This is a genomic window from Streptomyces sp. AHA2 (genome assembly GCF_036857595.1).
Lineage (GTDB): Bacteria > Actinomycetota > Actinomycetes > Streptomycetales > Streptomycetaceae > Streptomyces.
In genome coordinates this window covers 426078-447101 of the sequence record NZ_JAUQWJ010000003.1, presented here as the reverse complement: position 1 = coordinate 447101, position 21024 = coordinate 426078, and the positions used below count along the sequence as shown (strand labels likewise).

The following is a 21024-nucleotide window of genomic DNA, read 5'->3' as shown; positions in this document are numbered from 1 at the left end:
AGTGATGGGGAGGCGATGGGGGCTCCATCGCGGGCTCGAACATGCTATCGGCGGGGTGAGGACGGCGTCAGGACCGTGTGGAGACGGCCAGGCGCTCCGCCAGGGTCGCGGCGAACTCCTCCGCCCTGGACGCCTGGACGCGCAGGTCCTCCACCCTGCGCCGAGCGGCCTGTTCGAAGCCGCGGACCCGGTCGAGGAGGTCCTCGCGTTCCTCCGGGCGGAGGTCCCCGCCGGAGTCCAGGCGGTCGGTGGCCTCCAGCAGGGCGCGCATCTCGTCGAGGGTGAAGCCGAGCGGCTTCATGCGGCGGATGACCATGAGGCGGGCGACGTCGGACTCGGTGTAGAGGCGGAAGCCGCCCTGGGAGCGGGCGGAGGGGATGACCAGGCCGGTCTCCTCGTAGTGCCGGATGGTGCGCAGCGACAGCTCGGTCCGGGCGGCGACCTCGCCGATCTGCATGTGCTCGCTGCTCACGCCGTGCCTTCCTCGTCTCTCACCGGGCCCGCCCCGGGCCCGGCAGTCCCGCTTCGATCTCTACCCTAACGTCAGGGTAGAGTTGCCCGGGCCCGGACCGCCGGCTGGCTGGCTGGCTGGCTGGCTGGCTGGCTGCCGTGTCCGTTCCCGTGGCGTACTCGGGTACTCCCGTGTTCCGGGACTCAGGTCCCCACGTCCTCATGGTGCGGGACGCCGTCCCGCGGCCGGGAGTTGCCTCGGGGCCGACGATGCCCCCGCCGCCGGCGAAGACCCGCACGTCGCCGCCGTCCGCCGTCTCCCCTCCTCCCCCCTCCTCCCCTCCTCCGCTCACCCGTTGCTGCCGGGTGCGCCCCGAGCACGACAGGTGTCCCCCGTCTTGTCCTTCTCCGCCCTTTCCCCGACCGCCCTGCTGCGCGGTGCACGGCGTCCGTCCTGGCTGTCCGACCCGAAGGTGCTGCGCACCGAGGTGCTGGCCGGGCTGGTGGTCGCCCTGGCGCTGATCCCGGAGGCGATCTCCTTCTCGGTCATCGCCGGGGTCGATCCGGCCGTCGGGCTGTTCGCCTCGTTCACCATGGCCGTGACCATAGCGATCGTCGGCGGCCGGCCCGCGATGATCTCGGCGGCCACCGGCGCCGTCGCCCTGGTGATCGCCCCGCTCAACCGGGAGCACGGCTTCGGCCATCTCGTCGCCGCGGTCGTCCTGGCCGGGGCCCTGCAGATCGTGCTCGGCGCGCTGGGCATCGCCAGGCTGATGCGGTTCGTGCCGCGCAGCGTGATGGTCGGGTTCGTCAACTCCCTCGCCATCCTGATCTTCATGGCGCAGGTGCCGGAGATGACGGACGTGCCCTGGCCGGTCTATCCGCTGATCGCGGCCGGGCTGGCGCTGACGGTGTTGTTCCCGAAGGTCACCCGCGTGGTGCCGGCGCCGCTGGTGTCGATCGTCGTCCTCACCGTGATCACGGTCGCCGCGGGCATCGCCGTGCCCACCGTGGGCGACCGGGGCGAGCTGCCGTCCTCGCTCCCGGTGCCCGGGCTGCCGGACGTGCCGTTCACCCTGGACACGCTGTGGACCGTCGCGCCCTACGCGCTCGCCATGGCCCTGGTCGGGCTGATGGAGTCGCTGATGACGGCCAAGCTGGTCGACGACATCACCGACACGCGTTCCTCCAGGACCCGCGAGTCCGTCGGGCAGGGTGTGGCCAACATCGTCACCGGTCTGTTCGGCGGCATGGGCGGGTGCGCCATGATCGGCCAGACGATGATCAACGTGCGGGTGTCCGGCGCCCGGACGCGACTGTCGACGTTCCTGGCCGGGGCGTTCCTGATGGTGCTGTGCGTCGTCTTCGGGCCGGTGGTCTCCGACATCCCCATGGCCGCGCTCGTCGCCGTGATGGTGATGGTGTCGGTGGGGACGTTCGACTGGCACTCGGTGGCGCCGAGGACGCTGAGGCGGATGCCGGCCGGGGAGATCGCCGTCATGGTCGTCACCGTGGTGTGCGTGGTCGCCACGCACAATCTCGCCGTCGGGGTCGTCGTCGGCTCGGTCACCGCGATGGTGGTCTTCGCGCGGCGCGTCGCCCGTTTCGCCGACGTCACGGCGGTCACCGCGCCCGACGGCGGATCCGTCGTGTACCGGGTGACCGGGGAGCTGTTCTTCGCCTCCTCCGACGACCTCGTCGGCCGCTTCCGCTACGCCGCCGATCCCGACCGGGTGGTCATCGACCTGTCCGCCGCGCACATCTGGGACGCGTCGTCGGTGGCGGCGCTGGACGCGGTCGAGACCAAGTACGCCCGGCGCGGCAAGACGGTCGAGATCGTCGGCCTGAACGAGGCCAGCGCCCGGATGCACCGCACGCTGAGCGGGGAACTCACGGGGGGCCGTTGAGGGCGGTCGGACTCCGGAGGACCGGGGCGGCAGCCGTCCGGCGCGCTCGCAGGGTGACGTGTACGGCCGCGAGCCGCGTCCGGCCCGCCGCGAGCCGTACACGGTGGGCGCCACCACCGCGCAGGAGCTCCACAGTCGAGGATCCATGGACATGGGACCGCCACACCCGGGCATTCGAACTGCGTCAAGAGTGAGGAGAGTGCGGCCCGTTCGGTCCGTGCAACCGACAACTGGGAGTATCCAATGGCGACTTACGGCGGTTCCTCTGCCGCGTCCGGATCGCGCACCAACGGCCTGGCGATCGCGAGCCTGTGCTGCGGCATCATCGGCCTGTTCTTCCTGAACATCATCCTGGGCCCGCTGGCCATCGTCTTCGGTGCCGTCGCCCGCCGCCAGGCGTCGGCCAGGAACGGCGCCGGCATGGCGAAGGCCGGCATCATCCTCGGTGTCGTCGACGTCGTCCTGTGGCTGATCCTGCTCGCCGTCGCCGCCAACAACGGCGGGTTCAGCTGGTACGTGGGCGGCTGACGCGACGCTCGGCGGGCGCGGCGTTCGCGGGCGGCGCAGGCCGGACACCGGCCGCCCCCCGCACCACCCGGCAGCCGCGGTCACGGACGGACCGGACGGGTCCGTCAGTGGGCCGCGGCTGTCCTCTTGCGCGCGCGGTAGGCCGCAGCCTTGATCTTGTTGCCGCAGGAGTCCATCCCGCACCACTGCCGGCGCATCCCGCGTGAGCGGTCGATGTAGACCCGAGTGCACTCGGGATTGCCGCACTCCTTCAGCAGCGGCACGTCCTCGCCGCTCAGCAGCTCGACGGCGAGCCGGGCCACCGTGGACAGGGCCTCCTCGGGCGTCGCCTGCGTCCACCGGCCCGCCGGGGTGAGCTGCGGGACCGCCGGCGGTCTGCGCGCCGCGTTGTTCAGGACGGTCAGCGCCGTCTTCTCGTACTCCTCGCCGAGCCGGCGGGCCGTGACCAGCCGGTAGACCGCCTCCCTCACGGACTTCGCCTCCTCGACGTCCGCCTCGCGGCACGGGGACACCGCGTCGACGACGCCGGACTCCACGTACCAGGCGTTCAGCCGGTCCGGCGTCGCGAACATCTCGAAACGCACCGTCCGGCGCGCCCGGAGCGTGGCCGCGAAGTCGAGGGCCGGGTTCCCGCACACGAAGACATGGTCGAGGTTCACATCACCATCCTGGCCGGTGAGCTTCGCCGGTGGCAAGGCGAGGGGCCGAGGACCCGGGTCGGCCGCGAGGCGGGCGAGGACCCGCCGGGAGCCCTCGGGTCGAAGCCGTGTCCGGCCGGGTCGTGGGGGAGGCGGCGGGCCTTTCGCCGCCCGGGCCCTCGGGCCGGCTGCGCCCGGGCGGCGAGCCGAACCGGGCACGGCGGGCCGCTGCGGCGGTGTCGGCCGTGCCGGTGCTCGTGGTACCGGGTCCGGTGCCGGGCCGGTGCATGACCGTGGACTCCCTTCGAGGTGTCGCCGAGTGGGTGTCCGTCCGCGCCGCGCGGGCCGTGGACGCCGGGACGTCACCTGTCGAGCAGGTGGTCCGTGTCCCACGACGTCCCGGGCGGGAACGGCGGATGCCTCTGCGGCACGTGGTGGCCGGCCCCCGGCAGGGTGCGGTGCTCGTGCGCCCGGGCGAGCCGGGCGCCGCCGCCCACCGCGCCCGCCCCTCCTCTAAGGCACCGGGGCACCAGGGCCCGGTCACCGTCGACGCGGTCGCCCTCCGGCGCTCCGGCCCGGCCGGCGGCGGGCCGCGGCGCACCGCGGCCGATACTGGCCGGACGCCCGAGCCCGAACGGCCCGGGCCGCCCGGTCGGTGGAGGAGGCGCGGTGGAGTGGGGAACCGGGGCGCTCGGGTTCGCCGCCGGCGTGGTGATCTCGCTGGTCACCGCGCCCGTCGGGGTTTCCGGGGCGGTGTTCCTGCTGCCCGTGCAGCTCAGCGTGCTCGCCGTGCCGAGCCCGTCGGTCACGCCGACCAACCTGCTCTACAACGTCGTGGCCGGCCCCGGCGCGCTGCTGCGCTACCGCCGTGACGGGGTGCTCGGCGGCCCGCTCACCCGGCGGCTGGTCGCGGGGACCGTGCCGGGCGTCGTCCTCGGCGCGGTCGTCCGCGTCTTCGCGCTGCCCGGCCCGGTCGTCTTCCGGCTCCTGGTCGCCGTCCTGCTGCTCCCCCTCGGGCTGTGGCTCGTCGCGCGCACGCTGCGCCCGGCCCGGCGGCGCGGGCCGGCGGAGCCGTCCGCCCGATCGGTGAGCGCGCTGGCCGTGGCGGTCGGCGTGGTGGGCGGCGTGTACGGCATCGGCGGCGGTTCCGTGCTCGGGCCGTTGCTGGTCGGCCGCGGCATGCCCGTGGCCCGGGTCGCCCCGGCGGCACTCGCCGCCACCTTCGTGACCTCGCTGGTCGGCGCGGGCACCTACGCCCTGCTGTCGCTGACCGGCGGCGAGGACATCGCGCCCGACTGGCTGCTCGGGTCCGCCTGCGGACTGGGCGGCCTGACCGGCGGCTACCTCGGCGCCCGCCTCCAGCCCCGTCTGCCCGAGCGGTCCCTGAGGCTCCTGCTCGGCACGCTGGCCGCGTCGGTCGGCGCGCTCTACGCCATACACGCCCTGCGCTGACGTGCGCGCAGACGCACAGCCCGCCCGAGCAGCCCGGCACCCCGCCGCCCGGGCACACGAACCCGGCAGCACGGACGGCAGCGCGGCCAAGGCAACCCGGCACACGGCAGCCCGGGCGACCCGGCACGGCCGAGCAGCCCGGCACCCCGCCGCCCGGGCGGTCAGGCCGGTGATGCGGCCTGGCGCCCCGCGGGAACGGCGGGTCCGGCGCCCGGGGCGGTTCAGTCCTCGCCCTCCAGGTCGCCCTCGGTCTCCAGGTACACCTGCCGCAGCGCTTCCAGCACCGCCGGGTCCGGCTTCTCCCACATGCCGCGCGACTCCGCCTCCAGCAGCCGCTCGGCGATGCCGTGCAGCGCCCACGGGTTGGCCTGCTGGAGGAACTCGCGGTTGGCCGGGTCCAGGACGTACGCCTCGGTGAGCTTGTCGTACATCCAGTCGGCGACCACGCCGGTCGTGGCGTCGTAGCCGAAGAGGTAGTCGACCGTGGCGGCGAGTTCGAAGGCGCCCTTGTAGCCGTGGCGGCGCATCGCCTCGATCCACTTCGGGTTGACGACCCGTGCGCGGAAGACGCGCGAGGTCTCCTCGACGAGGGTGCGGGTGCGGACCGTCTCCGGCCGCGTGGAGTCGCCGATGTACGCCTCGGGCGCCGTGCCGCGCAGCGCGCGGACGGTGGCGACCATGCCGCCGTGGTACTGGAAGTAGTCGTCGGAGTCGGCGATGTCGTGCTCGCGGGTGTCGGTGTTCTTCGCCGCGACCGCGATCCTCTTGTACGCCGTCTCCATCTCCTCCCGGGCCGGGCGTCCGTCCAGTTCACGGCCGTAGGCGTAGCCGCCCCACACGGTGTACACCTCGGCGAGGTCGGCGTCGGTGCGCCAGTCCCGGGAGTCGATCAGCTGCAGCAGGCCGGCGCCGTAGGTGCCGGGGCGGGAGCCGAAGATGCGGGTCGTGGCGCGGCGTTCGTCGCCGTGGGAGGCCAGGTCGGCCTGGACGTGGGCGCGCACGTGGTTGGCCTCGGCCGGTTCGTCCAGCGAGGCGGCCAGGCGGACCGCGTCGTCCAGCAGGCCGACGGTGTGCGGGAACGCGTCGCGGAAGAAGCCGGAGATGCGCAGCGTGACGTCGATGCGCGGGCGGCCCAGCTCCTCGTACGGGACGGGCTCCAGGCCCGTGACGCGGCGGGAGGCGTCGTCCCAGACCGGGCGCACGCCGAGCAGCGCGAGGGCCTCGGCCACGTCGTCGCCGGCGGTGCGCATGGCGCTGGTGCCCCACAGGGACAGGCCGACGGACGTGGGCCACTCGCCGTTGTCCGTGCGGTAGCGCTCCAGCAGGGAGTCCGCGAGGGCCTGGCCGGTCTCCCAGGCCAGGCGGGAGGGCACGGCCTTGGGGTCGACCGAGTAGAAGTTGCGGCCGGTCGGCAGGACGTTGACCAGGCCGCGCAGCGGGGAGCCGGACGGACCCGCGGGGACGAAACCGCCGTTCAGCGCGTGCACGGCGTGGTCGATCTCGCCGGTGGTGGCCGACAGGCGCGGGACGACCTCGTGGGCCGCGAAGCGCAGGACGGCCGCGACCTGTTCGGCGCGCTCGGCGCCGACTCCCGCCTCCACCACCGCGGGTACGGCGGCCGGGTCCCAGTCCGCGTCCTCCATCGCCTGGACCAGGGCGCGGGCCTGCTCCTCGGCCTCGTCGGCGGTGGTACGGGTCGCGGCGGACTCGTCCAGGCCGAGGGCCTCGCGCAGACCGGGCAGGGCGGTGGTGCCGCCCCAGATCTGGCGCGCGCGCAGGATGGCCAGGACGAGGTTGACGCGGTCGGCGCCGGCCGGCGGGGTGCCCAGGACGTGCAGGCCGTCGCGGATCTGGGCGTCCTTGACCTCGCAGAGCCAGCCGTCGACGTGCAGCAGGAAGTCGTCGAAGCCGTCGTCGTCCGGGCGGTCCTCCAGGCCGAGGTCGTGGTCGAGGCGGGCGGCCTGGATGAGGGTCCAGATCTGGGCGCGGATCGCGGGGAGCTTGGCCGGGTCCATGGCGGAGATCTGGGCGTACTCGTCGAGGAGTTGCTCCAGGCGCGCGATGTCGCCGTAGGAGTCGGCCCGGGCCATGGGCGGCACCAGGTGGTCGACGAGGGTGGCGTGCACGCGGCGCTTGGCCTGGGTGCCCTCGCCCGGGTCGTTGACCAGGAAGGGGTAGATCAGCGGGAGGTCGCCGAGGGCCGCGTCGGGGCCGCAGGCGGCGGACAGGCCGGCGTTCTTGCCGGGCAGCCACTCCAGGTTGCCGTGCTTGCCGAGGTGGATCATCGCGTCGGCGCCGAAGCCGCCGTCCTCGGCGCGGGCCGCGATCCAGCGGTAGGCGGCGAGGTAGTGGTGCGACGGCGGCAGGTCCGGGTCGTGGTAGACGGCGATGGGGTTCTCGCCGAAGCCGCGCGGCGGCTGAATGAGGATCAGCAGGTTCCCGTAGCGCAGCGCGGCCAGGACGATGTCGCCCTCCGGGTTGCGGCTGCGGTCGACGAACATCTCACCGGGGGCCGGGCCCCAGTGCTCCTCGACCGCCGTGCGCAGCTCCTTCGGCAGCGTGGCGAACCAGCGGCGGTAGTCGGCGGCCGGGATGCGCACGGGGTTGCGGGCGAGCTGCTCCTCGGTGAGCCACTCCTGGTCGTGGCCGCCGGCCTCGATGAGCGCGCGGATCAGCTCGTCGCCGTCGCCGGAGACCAGGCCGGGGATGTCGGCGCCGCCGAAGTCGTAGCCCTCCGCCTTCAGCCGGCGCAGCAGTGCGACGGCGCTGGCGGGGGTGTCCAGGCCCACCGCGTTGCCGATGCGGGAGTGCTTGGTCGGGTAGGCGGACAGCACCAGCGCCAGGCGCTTGTCCGCGGCCGGGATGTGCCTGAGCCGGGCGTGGCGTACGGCGATGCCGGCGACGCGGGCCGCGCGCTCCGGGTCGGGCACGTAGGCGGGCAGGCCGTCGGCGTCGATCTCCTTGAACGAGAACGGGACCGTGATGAGGCGGCCGTCGAACTCGGGGACGGCGATCTGGGTGGCCGCGTCGAGCGGGGAGACGCCCTCGTCGTTGTCCTCCCAGGAGGCGCGCGAGCCCGTCAGGCACAGGGCCTGCAGGATCGGCACGTCCAGGGCGGCGAGCGCGCCCGCGTCCCAGGACTCGTCGTCCCCGCCCGCGGAGGCGGCGGCCGGCTTGGTGCCGCCGGCGGCGAGGACGGTGGTGACGACGGCGTCGGCCGGGCGCAGTGCGTCGACCAGTTCCGGCTCGGGGGCCCGCAGGGACGCCACGTACAGCGGCAGGGCACGGCCGCCCGCGTCCTCGATCGCGTCGCACAGGGCGCCGACGAACGCAGTGTTGCCGCTCATGTGGTGGGCGCGGTAGTAGAGCACGGCGACCGTCGGGCCGTCGGACGCGCGGGCCTCGCGCTCCAGCGGGCCCCAGGTCGGCGCGGCCGCCGGGGCCTCGAAGCCGTGCCCGGTGAGCAGGACCGTGTCCGAGAGGAAGCGGGCGAGCTGCTCCAGGTTGGCGGGGCCGCCGTGGGCGAGGTAGGCGTGCGCCTCGGCGGCGATGCCGACGGGGACCGTGGAGGCGGCCATCAGCTGGGCGTCCGGGGCCTGTTCACCGGTGAGGACGACCACCGGGCGGCCGTCGGCGAGGAGCAGGTCGAGGCCGTCCTGCCAGGCGCGGACGCCGCCGAGGAGGCGGACGACGACGAGGTCGACGCCGTCGAGGAGGCCGGGCAGGTCCTCCAGGGGCAGCCGGGAGGGGTTGGCGAAGCGGTAGGGCACCGGGCCGTTCGCCGCTCGGGCGCTGAGCAGGTCGGTGTCGGACGTCGACAGCAGGAGGATCATGCGGCGTCGGCCTTCCTCGGGGTGTCCGCGCCCCGGGTGGTGGTGTGGGGCCCTGGCTCCTGCGGAGGAGGGAGCCGGGGGAAGGGAGTTCCTGACTTGCCCGGCTTGTGGCCGGGTTCACAGTGGCGGGACCGCGCCGGATTCACACCGGGCTTCCTCCCCTGGTCGCCGTGGTGGCGGTGGTGACGGACCTGATGATCCGCCGACGAGCATAGTAAGGGGCAGGGGAAAAGGGCAGAGCGTACAGCCGGTGTGATGGTCGGTATGCTCGCCGCCATGTCCACGGCTGCCCCACCTCCATCGCCCCAGGCCACAGCGGCCTCACGGGTCCGCGGTGACGCATGCCCGGGCACGCTGCGGCTGCACGGGGCGGACGACGGGGCACTGGCCCGGGTCCGGGTCCCCGGCGGTGTGCTCACCGTCACGCAGGCCGGGGCCCTGGCGGAGGCGGCCGGGCGGCTGGGCGACGGGGAGCTGCACCTGACCTCGCGCGGCAACGTGCAGCTGCGCGGCCTGCGGGAGGCGTGCGGCGCGGAACTGGCCGGACTGCTGGACGCGGCCGGGCTGCTGCCGTCGTACGCGCACGAGCGCGTGCGCAACGTCGTCGCCTCACCGCTGTCGGGGCTGGACGGACGGGGGTTGCGGGACGTGCGGCCCTGGCTGACGGAGCTGGACGCGGCGCTGTGCGCGAGCACGTCCGCGACCGCGCTGTCGGGCCGATTCCTGTTCGCGCTGGACGACGGGCGCGGGGACGTGGCCGGGCTCGGCGCCGACGTGACCGTGCGGGCGGTGCCCGGCGACGAGGCGGTGCTCGCGCCGGGTTCGGGCGACGAGGTGCTGTACGTGTCCGGGGACGACGCGGCGCGCGCCGCGCTGCTCGCGGCGGAGGCGTTCGTCGACGTCGTGCGCGAGAGCGGGGCCCGGGTGTGGCGGGTGGACGAACTCCCCTGTGGGCGGCCCGTGTTGCTTCGTGCGGTGCGTGACCGGCTGGCCGGGGCGGGGGTCGGCTTTCGGGACGGGGTCCTCCCGGCCGTCGCCCGGGGCGCGGGGCCGCCGTCGCCGGGGGTCGTCGGGTCCGCCTTGTCCGTGCACGTCCCCCTCGGCCGTCTCACGGACGTGCAGTGGCGGGAGTTGACGGAGGTGGCCGACGGCGAGCTGCGGCTCACGCCGTGGCGCGGGGTGGTCGTGCCCGCCGGTGCCGGCGACGCGGCCGCCGCGCTGTCCCGCCTGGCGGGCACCGGCCTGGTGACCGACCCCGGCTCGCCCTGGCTGAGCGTCGGGGCGTGCATCGGCCGGCCCGGGTGTGCCAAGTCCCGGGCCGACGTACGGGCCGACGCCGCCCGCACGCTGGCCGCCGCCGGCCGGTCGCCCCTCCCTCTGTACTGGTCGGGCTGCGAACGGCGGTGCGGGCACCCACGGGGCGGCCGGATCGACGTGGTGGCCGTACCCGGCGGCGGTTACGAGCTGTCCTCCGTCGCCCCCGGCCGACAGCCGCGCACCGCCCCCCTGGACGATCCGTCCGACCTCGCCACCGCCCTGGCGGCGATCACCCCATGAGCCGTATGCCGACGACCGAGAGCAGCGAGAACACCACCGTGACCACGTACGACTACGAGAAGGACGGGGCGGCCATCTACCGCCGGTCCTTCGCCACCATCCGCGCGGAGTCGGACCTGGCGGGACTGCCCGCCGACGTCAGCCAGGTCGCGGTCCGGATGATCCACGCCTGCGGCATGGTCGACCTGGTGCGGGACCTCTCCTACTCGCCGGCGGTCGTGGCCCGGGCCCGGGAGGCGCTGCGCGCCGGGGCGCCGATCTTCTGCGACGTGCAGATGGTGGCCAGCGGCGTGACCCGCAAGCGGCTGCCCGCCGGCAACGACGTGCTGTGCACCCTGTCCGACCCGTCGGTCCCCGAACTCGCCGCGAAGCTCGGCACCACGCGCAGCGCCGCCGCGATGGAGCTGTGGCGGGACCGGCTGGAGGGGTCGGTCGTCGCCGTCGGCAACGCGCCCACCGCGCTGTTCCGGCTGCTGGAGATGATCGACGCGGGTGCGCCCCGGCCCGCCGCGGTCATCGGTGTCCCGGTCGGGTTCATCGGGGCCGCCGAGTCCAAGGACGCCCTGGCCGCGCACCCGTCCGGCCTGGAGCACCTGGTCGTCCGGGGCCGTCGCGGAGGCAGCGCCATCGCCGCCGCCGCGCTCAACGCGATCGCGAGTGAGGAAGAGTGAGCGGGAAGCTGTACGGGGTGGGGCTCGGCCCCGGTGACCCGTCCCTGATGACCGTACGGGCCGTCGAGGTCATCGCCGCGGCGGACGTGATCGCGTATCACAGCGCCCGGCACGGGCGGTCCATCGCCCGCTCGATCGCGGCGAAGCACATCCGCGCCGACCACATCGAGGAGAAGCTGGTCTACCCGGTCACCACCGAGACCACCGACCACCCGGGCGGCTACCGGGGCGCCATGGACGACTTCTACGCCGAGGCGTCCGAGCGGCTCGCGGCGCATCTCGACGCCGGGCGCACGGTCGCGGTCCTCGCGGAGGGCGACCCGCTGTTCTACGGCTCCTACATGCACATGCACAAGCGGCTCGTCGGCCGCTACGACACCGAGGTGATCCCCGGTGTCACCTCGGTGTCCGCCGCCGCGGCCCGGCTGGGCACGCCGCTGGCCGAGGGCGAGGAGGTGCTGACGATCCTGCCGGGCACGCTGCCCGAGGAGGAGCTGACCGCCCGGCTCGCCGCGACGGACGTGGCGGTCGTGATGAAGCTGGGCCGCACCTTCCCCAAGGTGCGGCGCGCGCTGGAGAGTTCGGGGCGGCTGGAGCAGACGCGGTACGTCGAGCGGGCCACCATGGGCGGGGAGCGGCTGGCCGAACTGGCGGACGTGGACCCGGAGTCGGTGCCGTACTTCTCGGTCGCGGTGCTGCCGAGCCAGGTCGACGCCGAGCCCGTCGCGCGGGAGCGGGGCGAGGTCGTCGTGGTGGGCACCGGGCCCGCCGGGCCGTTGTGGCTGACACCGGAGTCGCGGGGTGCGCTCGCCGCCGCCGACGACCTCGTCGGGTACACCACCTACCTCGACCGGGTGCCGGTGCGGCCCGGGCAGCGGCGGCACGGCTCGGACAACCGGGTCGAGTCCGAGCGCGCCGAGTTCGCGCTGCAGCTCGCGCAGCGGGGGCGGCGGGTGGCCGTGGTCTCCGGTGGCGACCCGGGGGTCTTCGCGATGGCGACGGCGGTGCTGGAGGTCGCGTCCGAGAAGCAGTACGCGGACGTGCCGGTGCGGGTGCTGCCCGGGGTGACCGCGGCGAACGCCGCCGCGGCCCGGGCCGGGGCGCCGCTCGGCCACGACTACGCCACCATCTCCCTGTCCGACCGGCTCAAGCCGTGGGAGGTGATCGCCGAGCGGCTGCGCGCGGCGGCCTCGGCCGACCTGGTGCTGGCGCTGTACAACCCGGGCTCGCGCAGCCGCACCTGGCAGGTGGGCAAGGCGCGTGACCTGCTGCTGGAGTACCGGGACCCGCAGACGCCGGTGGTCGTGGCCCGGGACGTCGGCGGCCCCGGTGAGCGGGTCCGCGTCGTCCGGCTCGGCGAACTCGACCCGGAGGAGGTCGACATGCGCACGATCCTGCTGGTTGGCTCCACCCAGACCCGGGTGGTCCGCCGGGGCGACGGCGAGGAGATCACCTGGACGCCCCGGCGCTATCCGGAGGACTGACACCGGCGCCCGGAGGCCCGGCACGCATCCACGCCGCCGGGCGTCGGGAGGCGCGGCGTCAGCCGGGTGAGCCAGTCGGCGGCCCCGGCGGCGTCCGGGACGACGGGGACGTCCTGGGGGACCGGAGGTCTGCGGACCACCACCACGGGGACGCCCGCCTCCCGCGCCGCGGTCAGCTTCGGGGCCGTGGCCGCGCCCCCGCTGTCCTTCGTCACCACCACGTCGATCCGGTGCCGGCGCAGCAGTTCGCGTTCGCCGTCGAGGGTGAACGGGCCCCGGTCGAGCAGCACCTCCATGCGGGGCGGGTGCGGCGGCCCGGGCGGGTCGACGGACCGTACGAGGAACCACAGGCCGTCCACGCCGGCGAAGGCGGCCAGACCCATCCGGCCGGTGGTGAGGAACACCCGCCGGCCCAGCGCGGGCAGCAGCGCCGCGGCCTCTTCCAGGGAGGCGGCCTCGTGCCAGTCGTCGCCCGGCACGGGGACCCAGCCGGGACGCCGGAGCGCGAGCAGGGGAACATGGGCGGTGGCGGCGGCCCGCGCCGCGTTGAAACTGATCGTCCCGGCGAAAGGGTGCGTGGCGTCGATGAGCGCGTCCACCTCATGCTCGCGCAGCCAGGCGGCGAGCCCGTCGGCCCCGCCGAACCCGCCCACCCGTACCCGGCCGGGCGGCAGCCGGGGCGCGGCGACCCGCCCGGCCAGGGAGGTCGTCACCCGCGTGCCGGGCGGCGCCCCGGCCGCCAGCAGCTCGGCGAGGCGGCGGGCCTCCGTGGTTCCGCCGAGGATGAGTACGTGCACGACAGTCCGGTCCCTTCCGAAGAGCCAGCCATGACCAGCCAGGCCGAGGGCGGTCGCAGCGCCCAACTCAAGCACACCGGCCTGCGGCCCGGCTGGACGACCGGTGCCTGCGCGACCGCGGCGACGACGGCCGCGTACACCGCCCTGCTCACCGGCGGGTTTCCCGACCCGGTGACGATCACCCTGCCCAGGGGGCAGACCCCGGCGTTCGCGCTCGCGGTGGAGGAGCTGACCGGCGCGTCGGCGATGGCGGGCGTCGTGAAGGACGCCGGTGACGACCCGGACGTCACGCACGGCGCGCTGGTGCGGGCGACCGTGCGGCTGCTGCCCGCGGGGTCGGGGGTGGTCTTCCGGGCGGGCCCCGGGGTGGGCACGGTCACCCGCCCGGGCCTGCCGCTGCCGGTCGGCGAACCGGCCGTGAACCCGGTGCCGCGCCGGATGATGCGCGACCACGTCGCGGAGGTCGCCCGGCTGCACGGCGGCACGGGGGACGTGGAGATCACCCTCTCCGTCGACCACGGCGAGGAGATCGCCCGCTCCACGTGGAACCCCCGGCTGGGCATCCTGGGCGGGCTGTCCATCCTGGGCACGACCGGCATCGTCGTGCCGTACTCCTGCTCGGCGTGGATCGACTCCATCCGGCGCGGGGTGGACGTGGCCCGGGCGGCGGGGCGCACCCATGTGGCGGGCTGCACGGGCTCGACGTCGGAGAAGACGGTCGTCGCCGAGTACGGGCTGCCCCTGGACGCGCTGCTGGACATGGGCGACTTCGCGGGCGCGGTACTGAAGTACGTGCGCCGCCACCCCGTGGACCGGCTGACCATCTGCGGCGGCTTCGCGAAGCTGTCCAAGCTGGCGGCGGGCCACCTGGACCTGCACTCGGCCCGCTCCCAGGTCGACAAGGGCTTCCTGGCGGAGCTGGCCCGCCGGGGCGGCGCCGACGAGGCGCTGGCCGCGGAGATCGCCGGCGCCAACACGGGTCTCGCCGCGCTGCAGTTGTGCCAGGCGGCCGGGGTCCCGCTGGGCGACCTGGTCGCGACGACGGCCCGCGACGAGGCCCTGGCCGTCCTGCGCGGCGCCCCGGTGGCGGTCGACGTCATCTGCATCGACCGGGCCGGAACGGTGGTCGGACGCAGCGAGGTGGCGGGCCCGTCCTCCGGCCGGGCCTGAACCCCGGGCGCTCCTGCCGGCGCACCCCTGCCGTGGCCGGTCCCTCCGGCAGGCCCCAACCCGGCCCGCGGCCGTCCCTCCAGCCGGCGCACCCTGCCCGCGGCCGTCCCTCCAGCCGGTGCACCCTGCCCGCGGCCGTCCCTCCAGCCGGTGCACCCTGCCCGCGGCCGTCCCTCCGACGGCCCTGAACCCGGGCGCTTCTGCCGGTGCACCCCTGCCGTGGCCGGTCCCTCCGGCAGGCCCAACCCGGCCCGCGGCCGTCCATCCGGCCAGTGCACCCGGCCCGCGGCCGTCCCTCCAGCCGGCGCACCCTGCCCGCGGCCGTCCCTCCGACGGCCCTGAACCCGGGCGCCCCTGCAGGGTGCACCCCTGCCATGGCCGGTCCCTCCGGCAGGCCCAACCCGGCCCGCGGCCGTCCATCCGGCCAGTGCACCCTGCCCACGGCCGTCCCTCCGACGGCCCTGAACCCGGGCGCCTCTGCCGGTGCACCCCTGCCGTGGCCGGTCCCTCCGGCAGGCCCCCACCCGGCCCGCGGCCGTCCCTCCAGCCGGCGCACCCTGCCCGCGGCCGTCCCTCCGACGGCCCTGAACCCGGGCGCTCCTGCAGGGTGCACCCCTGCCATGGCCGGTCCCTCCGGCAGGCCCAACCCGGCCCGCGGCCGTCCCTCCAGCCGGCGCACCCTGCCCGCGGCCGTCCCTCCGGCGGCCCTGAGCCCCGCGCGCGGCCGTCCATCCGGCCGGTCCCGCCCCCGCTTCAGCCGGTCCCGAACCCCGCGGGAAACCGGCGACGGGTGTCTCAGCAGGTGTGGCGGTCGCGGTCCGGTGAGTACAGGTGGCTGTCGCGGAAGTGCTCCGCGCCCAGGGTGCGGCCCACCATGATGACGGCCGTGCGCAGCACCCCGGCCTCCTTCACCTGCTCCGCGATCCCGTCGAGCGTGCCGCGCAGGACCAGCTCCTCGGGGCGGGAGGCGTAGGCGACGACGGCGGCGGGGCAGTCGGCGCCGTAGTGCGGGAGCAGTTCCTCCACGACGCGGTCCACGTACCGGACGGCCAGGTGCAGCACGATGAGCGCGCCGCTGCGGCCGAGGGTGGCCAGGTCCTCGCCCTCGGGCATGGCGGTGGCCTGCTGCGCGATCCTGGTGAGGATGACGGTCTGGCCGACGGTCGGCACCGTCAGCTCCCGCTTCAGTGCCGCCGCGGCGGCGGCGAAGGCCGGCACGCCGGGCACCACCTCGTAGGGGACTCCCGCCGCGTCCAGCCGCCGCATCTGCTCGGCGACCGCGCTGAACACCGACGGGTCCCCGGAGTGCAGCCGGGCCACGTCGTGGCCCTCCTCGTGGGCGCGCACCAGCTCGGCGGTGATCTGGTCCAGGTCGAGCCGCGCGGTGTCCACCAGCCGCGCGCCGGGCGGGCACTCGGCCAGCAGTTCGCGCGGCACCAGGCTGCCCGCGTACAGGCAGACCCGGCAGGCGGCGAGCGTCCGGGCGCCGCGCACCGTGATCAGGTCGGCGGCGCCGGGCCCGGCACCGATGAAGTACACGGTCATCTGTCTGCTCCTGGATGGGGTCGGAGGGTTCCTACGCGTCCTTGCGCACGGCCCACTGGGTCACCGGCATCGCCTGCCGCCACCCGGTGAAGCCGCCCACGGGCACCGCGTGGGACACGGCGAGCCGCACCAGCTCGCCGCCGTGGCGCCGGCAGGCGTCCGCGAGCAGCGCCTCCGACTCCAGCGTCACGGTGTTGGCGACGAGCCGCCCGCCGGCGGGCAGGGCCGCCCAGCAGGTGTCGAGGAGCCCGGGCGCGGTGAGCCCGCCGCCGATGAACACCGCGTCGGGGGGCGGCAGTTCGGCCAGTGCGTCCGGGGCGGCACCGGTGACGACCCGCAGACCGGGCACGCCGAGGCGCTCGGCGTTGCGCCCGATGCGCGCGGCCCGCACCGGGTCGCGCTCCACGCTGACCGCCCGGCAGGAGGGGTGGGTGCGCATCCACTCGACGGCGATGGAGCCCGACCCGCCGCCGACGTCCCACAGCAGCTCGCCGGGGGCGGGGGCGAGGACGCCGAGGGTGACGGCCCGCACGTGCCGCTTGGTGAGCTGCCCGTCGTGCTCGTACGCCTCGTCCGGCAGGCCCGGCACGGCGCCCAGGCGCGGGGCGTCCGGGGCACGGCGGCACTCCACGGCGACGATGTTGAGGGGGTCGCCGGGCGGGCGGGAGAAGCCGTCGGCGGTGACGGTGCCGCTCGTCTGCTCCCCCGGTCCGCCGAGCTGCTCCAGCACCCGCAGGCGGCTGGGCCCGAAGCCGCGGTCCCGCAGCAGGGCGGCGACCTCGGCGGGGGTGTCCGCGCCGGCGCTCAGGACGAGGATCCGCCGCCCCTCGTGCAGGGCGGCGGCGAGCCGGGCCGCCGGGCGGCCCACCAGGGTGACGACCTCGGTGTCCTCGACGGGCCAGCCGAGCCGGGCGCAGGCGTGGGAGACCGAGGACGGGTGCGGCAGCACACGGACGGGCCCGTGCACCTCGGTGAGGGTGCGTCCGATGCCGTGGAACATGGGGTCACCGCTGGCCAGTACGGCGATCCTGCGGCCGGCGTGCGCGGCGAGCAGGCCGGGGACGGCCGGGCGCAGCGGCGAGGGCCAGGCGACGCGTTCGCCGGCGCACTCGGGCGGCAGCAGGTCGAGCTGGCGGGGGCCGCCGAGGAGGACCTCGGCGTCGAGGAGGACGGCACGGGAGCCGTCCGGGAGCCCCGCCCAGCCGTCGGCGCCGATTCCGACGACGGTCACGGTGGCCGGCGCGGCGGGGTCGGCGGGGCGTTCGCGGGTCACGGCTCGGTTCCTCGGGGCTCGGGGGACGACTCCGGGCACTTTACGGGGCGGTGGCCTGCGCTCCCGCGCTCGGGTGCGCCCTGTACGGCCCCGTGCGGAACCCGCCGCCCGCCGCGTGCCCCGGGCGGTCTCAGGTGTCGTACGGGCCGTCCGTGCCGCGGCCGCCCGGCCCGGGGCGAGCGGGGGCCAGGCGGCGGTAGGCGGCCCGGGCGTGCACGAGACGGGCCAGGCCCGTGCCGACGAGGGCCGCGGTGAGCAGGCAGACCAGCCAGGGGGTGTCCCGGTGCCCGGTCCAGGTGAGGACCCCGGCGGGCGGGATGGCGAACCCGTTGAGGAACAGCCAGCACAGGACGGCCGTGCCCGGGGCGGCCGTGAAGCGGGCGCACAGGCCCAGCACCGCGGCGAGCAGGGACAGCGCGGCCAGGGCGAGTTCCGGACGGCCCGGCCCGGCCACCGTGTTCAGGACGGCCACCAGCAGCAGGGCGCCGACGCCCGCCCCGACCCAGACCAGCGGGGTGGCCACGGGCTGCGGCACGGGTCTGGCTCCGGCCCCCAGCGGCTTCCACTCGATCATGCCGGTACTCCCTTCCGGTGCTCCTGGACGGGAATTGTCCCCCGGCCCGTCCGGCCGGCGCGGGCGGCCGGACCCCGGGTGCTCGCCAGGGTGCCAGCACGCCGTGCCGGGCGGAACGGCCGAACCGGCCAGCCGGGTGCCTTCGGCGGCACGGCCTCCCGCGCCCGGTGTCCGCCCCGCCGTCATGCCTCGGGAACCGCGCCGGTGTACAGCTCCCTGGCCGGCCAGTCGAGCAGCCGGGCCCCGAGGACGGCCGTCTGCAGGGTGTAGCGGTGGTCGGGGTCGGTGGGGTCGCTGCCGGTCAGGCTGTGGACGCGCTCCAGCCGGTACGTCAGCGCGCGCACGCTCAGCGACAGCTGCCGGGCGGCCGCGGCGGCCACGCACCCGGAGTCGAAGTACGCGGTGAGGGTGTCGAGCAGCGGACGTGCGCCGCCGCGGGCCTGCTCCAGCGGCCCGAGCGTGTGCTGGACCAGGTCCATCAGGGCCTGCCGGTCCCGGGCCAGGACGGGGAAGACCAGCAGGTCGGCGGCGCGCAGCAGCGGGTCGTCGAAGCCCATGCGCTGGGCGACGTCCAGAGCGTTGAGGGCTTCTTCGTAACTGTGGCCGATGCCGACCGCGCCCTTGCGCGGCCGGCCCAGGGCGACCTGCCCGGCGCCGGTGACGGCGTGCACGAGCCGGGCGAAGTGGGTGAGGACGTCCTCCCGGTCGCCGGGGGCGATGCACACCATCCGCCCGTCCTTGGTGGTGAACAGGATGCGGCGGTTCTCGAACCGTGCGAACAGCTCGCCCGCGACCTGCCGGGCGACGGGGTCGGTCTCGTCGCAGGGCTCCGGCGCCTCGGCCACGGCGACGGCGTGGGCGCGGGACAGGCGCAGCCCGAACCGCTCCGAGCGCGCGGCCAGTTGGCCCGGGTCGCCGCGCCCGTGCAGCAGGTCGTCGATGAACTCGCGCCGGGCGGCCTCCTCCCTGCGTACGACGAGGCGCTGCGCGCGTTCGTAGCCGTCGGCGAAGGCGTCCACCGCCTGTTCGACGACGGCCAGGACGCTGTCCGGGTCGGCGCCCGCGGGACGGCGGGCGCGGCCGACGGCGAGGTGGGCGCGCACCAGGGCCCGCCAGCCGTGTCCGGCCTCGGCCGCCCGGGCGCCGAGCGTCCGGCGCGACTCGATCTCGTCGCGGGTCAGGCGCCGCCCGGTGGCGCAGGCGTCGGTCAGGATCTCCTCGAAACCGTCGAGGAACACCTCGGCGGTCGCGGCGAGTTCCTGCCGCCCGGCGTCAGCGGTGCGCATGCGCGACCTCCTGGACGGGCGCGGGAGGGGTGGTGGCGCCCTGTTCGCCGGGCCCGGCGGCTGCGGCCCGGCCCTGCTCGCCCGGTCCGGCGGCTGGGGCCTTCACGTCGGTGGTGCGGGCCGGGCCGGTCTCCGCGCCCTCCCCGGCCGTCTCCGCGGGTGCGGCCTGCCGGGCGGGTCCGGCGGTGGCGTCCGGGACGCCGGCTCCGGGGGCCGGGCGTCGGCGGGTCAGGCGCAGGGCGACGGGTTCCGTCCAGCGGGCGGTGAGCGGTCCGAGGATCACCAGGATCAGGACGTAGGCGGTGGCCAGGGGGCCGACGCGCGGTTCGGCGCCGACGGCGAGCCCGGCGATGACGATGGAGAACTCCCCGCGGGCGACGAGGGTGCCGCCCGCCCGCCAGCGGCCCCGCGCCGAGACGCCCGCGCGGCGGGCGGCCCAGTAGCCGGTGGCGACCTTCGTCAGGGTGGTGACGACGGCGAGCGCGAGGGCCGGCGCCAGCACGGGCGGGATGTCGCCGGGGTCGGTGTGCAGGCCGAAGAAGACGAAGAACACCGCGGCGAACAGGTCCCGCAGCGGGGTGAGGAGACTGCTGGCGCCCTCGGCGACCTCGCCGGACAGGGCGATGCCCACCAGGAACGCGCCGACGGCGGCGGAGACCTGCAACTGCTGCGCGATGCCGGCCACGAGGAGGGTCAGACCGAGGACGGCCAGCAGCAGCATCTCGGCGTTGTCGGAGGAGACCGCGCGGCTGACCAGGCGGCCGTGACGCAGCGCCACGTAGAGGACGGCGCCCACGGTGCCCAGCGAGATCAGCAGGGTGACCGCGCCGCCCGCCAGGCTCACCCCGGCGAGCAGGGCGGTGAGGATCGGCAGGTAGACCGCCATGGCCAGGTCCTCCAGGACGAGCACGCCGAGGACGACCGGTGTCTCGCGGTTGCCGAGCCGGCGCAGGTCGCCGAGCACCTTGGCGATGACGCCGGAGGAGGAGATCCAGGTGACGCCCGCCAGGGCGACGGCGGCCACCGGTCCCCAGCCCAGCAGGAGCGCCATGGCGGCGCCCGGGGCGGCGTTGAGGACGAAGTCGACGGCTCCGGACGGGTACTGCGTCTTCAGGGTCGTGACGAGCTCGGAGGCGCTGTACTCCAGGCCGAGCAGGAGCAGCAGGAGGATGACGCCGATCTCGGCGCCGGTGGCGACGAACTCCTCGCTGGCCCGCAACGGCAGGATGCCGCCCTGGCCGAAGGCGAGCCCGGCCAGCAGGTACAGGGGTATGGGAGAGAAGCCCACGCGTCCGGCGAGGCGTCCGAGCAGGCCCAGGGCGAGGATGATGGCCCCGAGTTCGATGAGCATGGCGGTGGTGTCGTGCACGGGCGTCTGACCTCCGTGATGGTCTGCGGCGTCTGTGCCGGGGCGGGCGGCGACGGCCGGGCGCGGGGCCGGGCCGTCTCGCACCCCACCGCGGTGCGGCTGCGGTTGCGGCTGCGGCTGCGGCTGCGAGGCCGGTGGTACGGCCGGCGGCCGCGGCCGCGGTCGGGAACGGCGGGCCGGTGGGCGGCGGGTGAGCGGTGGCGGTGAGCCGGGCGACGGATGTGACGGCCGGCGGGGTCCCGGCCGTGGGCCGGCCCGTGGAGCCGGAGGAGCGGCGCCGGGCCGTGCCGTTCAGTGGGCCGGGCGCTCGGCCACGGCCGTCATCGCCGGGGTGCGCGCCGGGAGCCGGAGAGGACCGTCACACGGCCCGGTCGGTATCAGGAACGCCGTCACGGGCGGCGTTGTGGACGCGTACGCGCATCACACGACCCATGTCACGCCCCCTCATCAGCCTGCCCGGGACCGGGCGACCACGTCCCGACGAACGGAC

17 protein-coding genes and 1 riboswitch are annotated in these 21024 nt (G+C 75.7%); of the genes, 7 read left to right on the top strand and 10 right to left on the bottom strand.

Annotation, left to right across the window (positions count from 1 at the left end; genetic code table 11):
- Positions 1-67 precede the first annotated feature (67 nt).
- Positions 68-472, bottom strand: a complete 405-nt coding sequence (locus Q5694_RS09410) for a MerR family transcriptional regulator (RefSeq protein ID WP_333932066.1) — start codon at positions 470-472, stop codon at positions 68-70.
- A gap of 376 nt (positions 473-848) precedes the next feature.
- Here Q5694_RS09410 and Q5694_RS09405 point away from each other — a divergent pair, with 376 nt between their 5' ends.
- Together Q5694_RS09405 and Q5694_RS09400 are read left to right on the top strand one after the other, a co-directional pair.
- Positions 849-2357: a SulP family inorganic anion transporter gene (locus Q5694_RS09405; RefSeq protein ID WP_333932065.1), complete on the top strand. Its 1509-nt coding sequence runs from the start codon at positions 849-851 to the stop codon at positions 2355-2357.
- Positions 2358-2600: 243 nt separating this feature from the next.
- The gene (locus Q5694_RS09400) at positions 2601-2885 is read left to right on the top strand and encodes a DUF4190 domain-containing protein (protein ID WP_333932064.1); all 285 of its coding nucleotides are present in this window, start codon (positions 2601-2603) and stop codon (positions 2883-2885) included.
- A gap of 104 nt (positions 2886-2989) precedes the next feature.
- Here the strand turns inward: Q5694_RS09400 and Q5694_RS09395 are convergent, their stop codons facing one another.
- Positions 2990-3544: a CGNR zinc finger domain-containing protein gene (locus tag Q5694_RS09395; protein WP_333932063.1), complete on the bottom strand. Its 555-nt coding sequence runs from the start codon at positions 3542-3544 to the stop codon at positions 2990-2992.
- Positions 3545-3885: 341 nt separating this feature from the next.
- Entirely contained in the window at positions 3886-4020 is a 135-nt protein-coding gene (locus Q5694_RS09390; RefSeq protein ID WP_333932062.1) for a hypothetical protein, read from the bottom strand.
- Positions 4021-4192: 172 nt separating this feature from the next.
- Between Q5694_RS09390 and Q5694_RS09385 the strand changes: the two genes are divergently transcribed.
- Positions 4193-4975 carry a sulfite exporter TauE/SafE family protein gene (locus Q5694_RS09385; protein WP_333932061.1) on the top strand — a complete coding sequence of 261 codons (783 nt, stop codon included), beginning with the start codon at positions 4193-4195 and terminating at the stop codon, positions 4973-4975.
- Positions 4976-5196: 221 nt separating this feature from the next.
- Here the strand turns inward: Q5694_RS09385 and cobN are convergent, their stop codons facing one another.
- A complete protein-coding gene (gene cobN / locus Q5694_RS09380; protein WP_333932060.1) occupies positions 5197-8808 on the bottom strand; it encodes a cobaltochelatase subunit CobN in 3612 nt (1203 codons plus the stop codon).
- Between the two features lie 85 nt (positions 8809-8893).
- Positions 8894-8967: riboswitch (cobalamin riboswitch) on the bottom strand.
- A gap of 105 nt (positions 8968-9072) precedes the next feature.
- On the opposite strand from cobN, the gene cobG reads away from it, so the two are divergent.
- Genes cobG through Q5694_RS09365 form a run of 3 tightly spaced genes read left to right on the top strand, consistent with a single transcriptional unit; the run spans position 9073 to position 12520 of the window.
- On the top strand, positions 9073-10365 hold the full coding sequence (gene cobG / locus Q5694_RS09375; protein ID WP_333932320.1) for a precorrin-3B synthase: 1293 nt from the start codon (positions 9073-9075) through the stop codon (positions 10363-10365).
- Complete coding sequence (locus tag Q5694_RS09370) at positions 10362-11036, top strand: precorrin-8X methylmutase (protein WP_333932059.1); 675 nt, start codon at positions 10362-10364, stop codon at positions 11034-11036. Before cobG ends, Q5694_RS09370 begins: the two co-directional genes overlap by 4 nt.
- Positions 11033-12520 carry a precorrin-2 C(20)-methyltransferase gene (locus tag Q5694_RS09365; protein ID WP_333932058.1) on the top strand — a complete coding sequence of 496 codons (1488 nt, stop codon included), beginning with the start codon at positions 11033-11035 and terminating at the stop codon, positions 12518-12520. Before Q5694_RS09370 ends, Q5694_RS09365 begins: the two co-directional genes overlap by 4 nt.
- Here Q5694_RS09365 and Q5694_RS09360 read toward each other — a convergent pair.
- The gene (locus Q5694_RS09360) at positions 12505-13317 is read right to left on the bottom strand and encodes a cobalt-precorrin-6A reductase (RefSeq protein ID WP_333932057.1); all 813 of its coding nucleotides are present in this window, start codon (positions 13315-13317) and stop codon (positions 12505-12507) included. The two genes, Q5694_RS09365 and Q5694_RS09360, sit on opposite strands and share 16 nt — an antisense overlap.
- A gap of 30 nt (positions 13318-13347) precedes the next feature.
- On the opposite strand from Q5694_RS09360, the gene Q5694_RS09355 reads away from it, so the two are divergent.
- Positions 13348-14487: a cobalt-precorrin-5B (C(1))-methyltransferase gene (locus Q5694_RS09355; protein WP_333932056.1), complete on the top strand. Its 1140-nt coding sequence runs from the start codon at positions 13348-13350 to the stop codon at positions 14485-14487.
- Positions 14488-15282: 795 nt separating this feature from the next.
- Here the strand turns inward: Q5694_RS09355 and cobM are convergent.
- The 5 genes from cobM to Q5694_RS09330 all read right to left on the bottom strand — a co-directional run bounded on the left by cobM (position 15283) and on the right by Q5694_RS09330 (position 20534).
- Entirely contained in the window at positions 15283-16032 is a 750-nt protein-coding gene (gene cobM, locus Q5694_RS09350; protein WP_333932054.1) for a precorrin-4 C(11)-methyltransferase, read from the bottom strand.
- Positions 16033-16063: 31 nt separating this feature from the next.
- Complete coding sequence (gene cbiE / locus Q5694_RS09345) at positions 16064-17305, bottom strand: precorrin-6y C5,15-methyltransferase (decarboxylating) subunit CbiE (protein ID WP_443040836.1); 1242 nt, start codon at positions 17303-17305, stop codon at positions 16064-16066.
- Positions 17306-17435: 130 nt separating this feature from the next.
- Entirely contained in the window at positions 17436-17879 is a 444-nt protein-coding gene (locus Q5694_RS09340) for a hypothetical protein (protein WP_333932053.1), read from the bottom strand.
- A gap of 182 nt (positions 17880-18061) precedes the next feature.
- Entirely contained in the window at positions 18062-19165 is a 1104-nt protein-coding gene (locus Q5694_RS09335) for a PucR family transcriptional regulator (protein ID WP_333932052.1), read from the bottom strand.
- Positions 19152-20534, bottom strand: coding sequence for a cation:proton antiporter (locus tag Q5694_RS09330; protein WP_333932051.1), 1383 nt, complete (start codon positions 20532-20534; stop codon positions 19152-19154). The genes Q5694_RS09335 and Q5694_RS09330 overlap by 14 nt, the downstream gene beginning before the upstream one ends.
- Positions 20535-21024 lie beyond the last annotated feature (490 nt).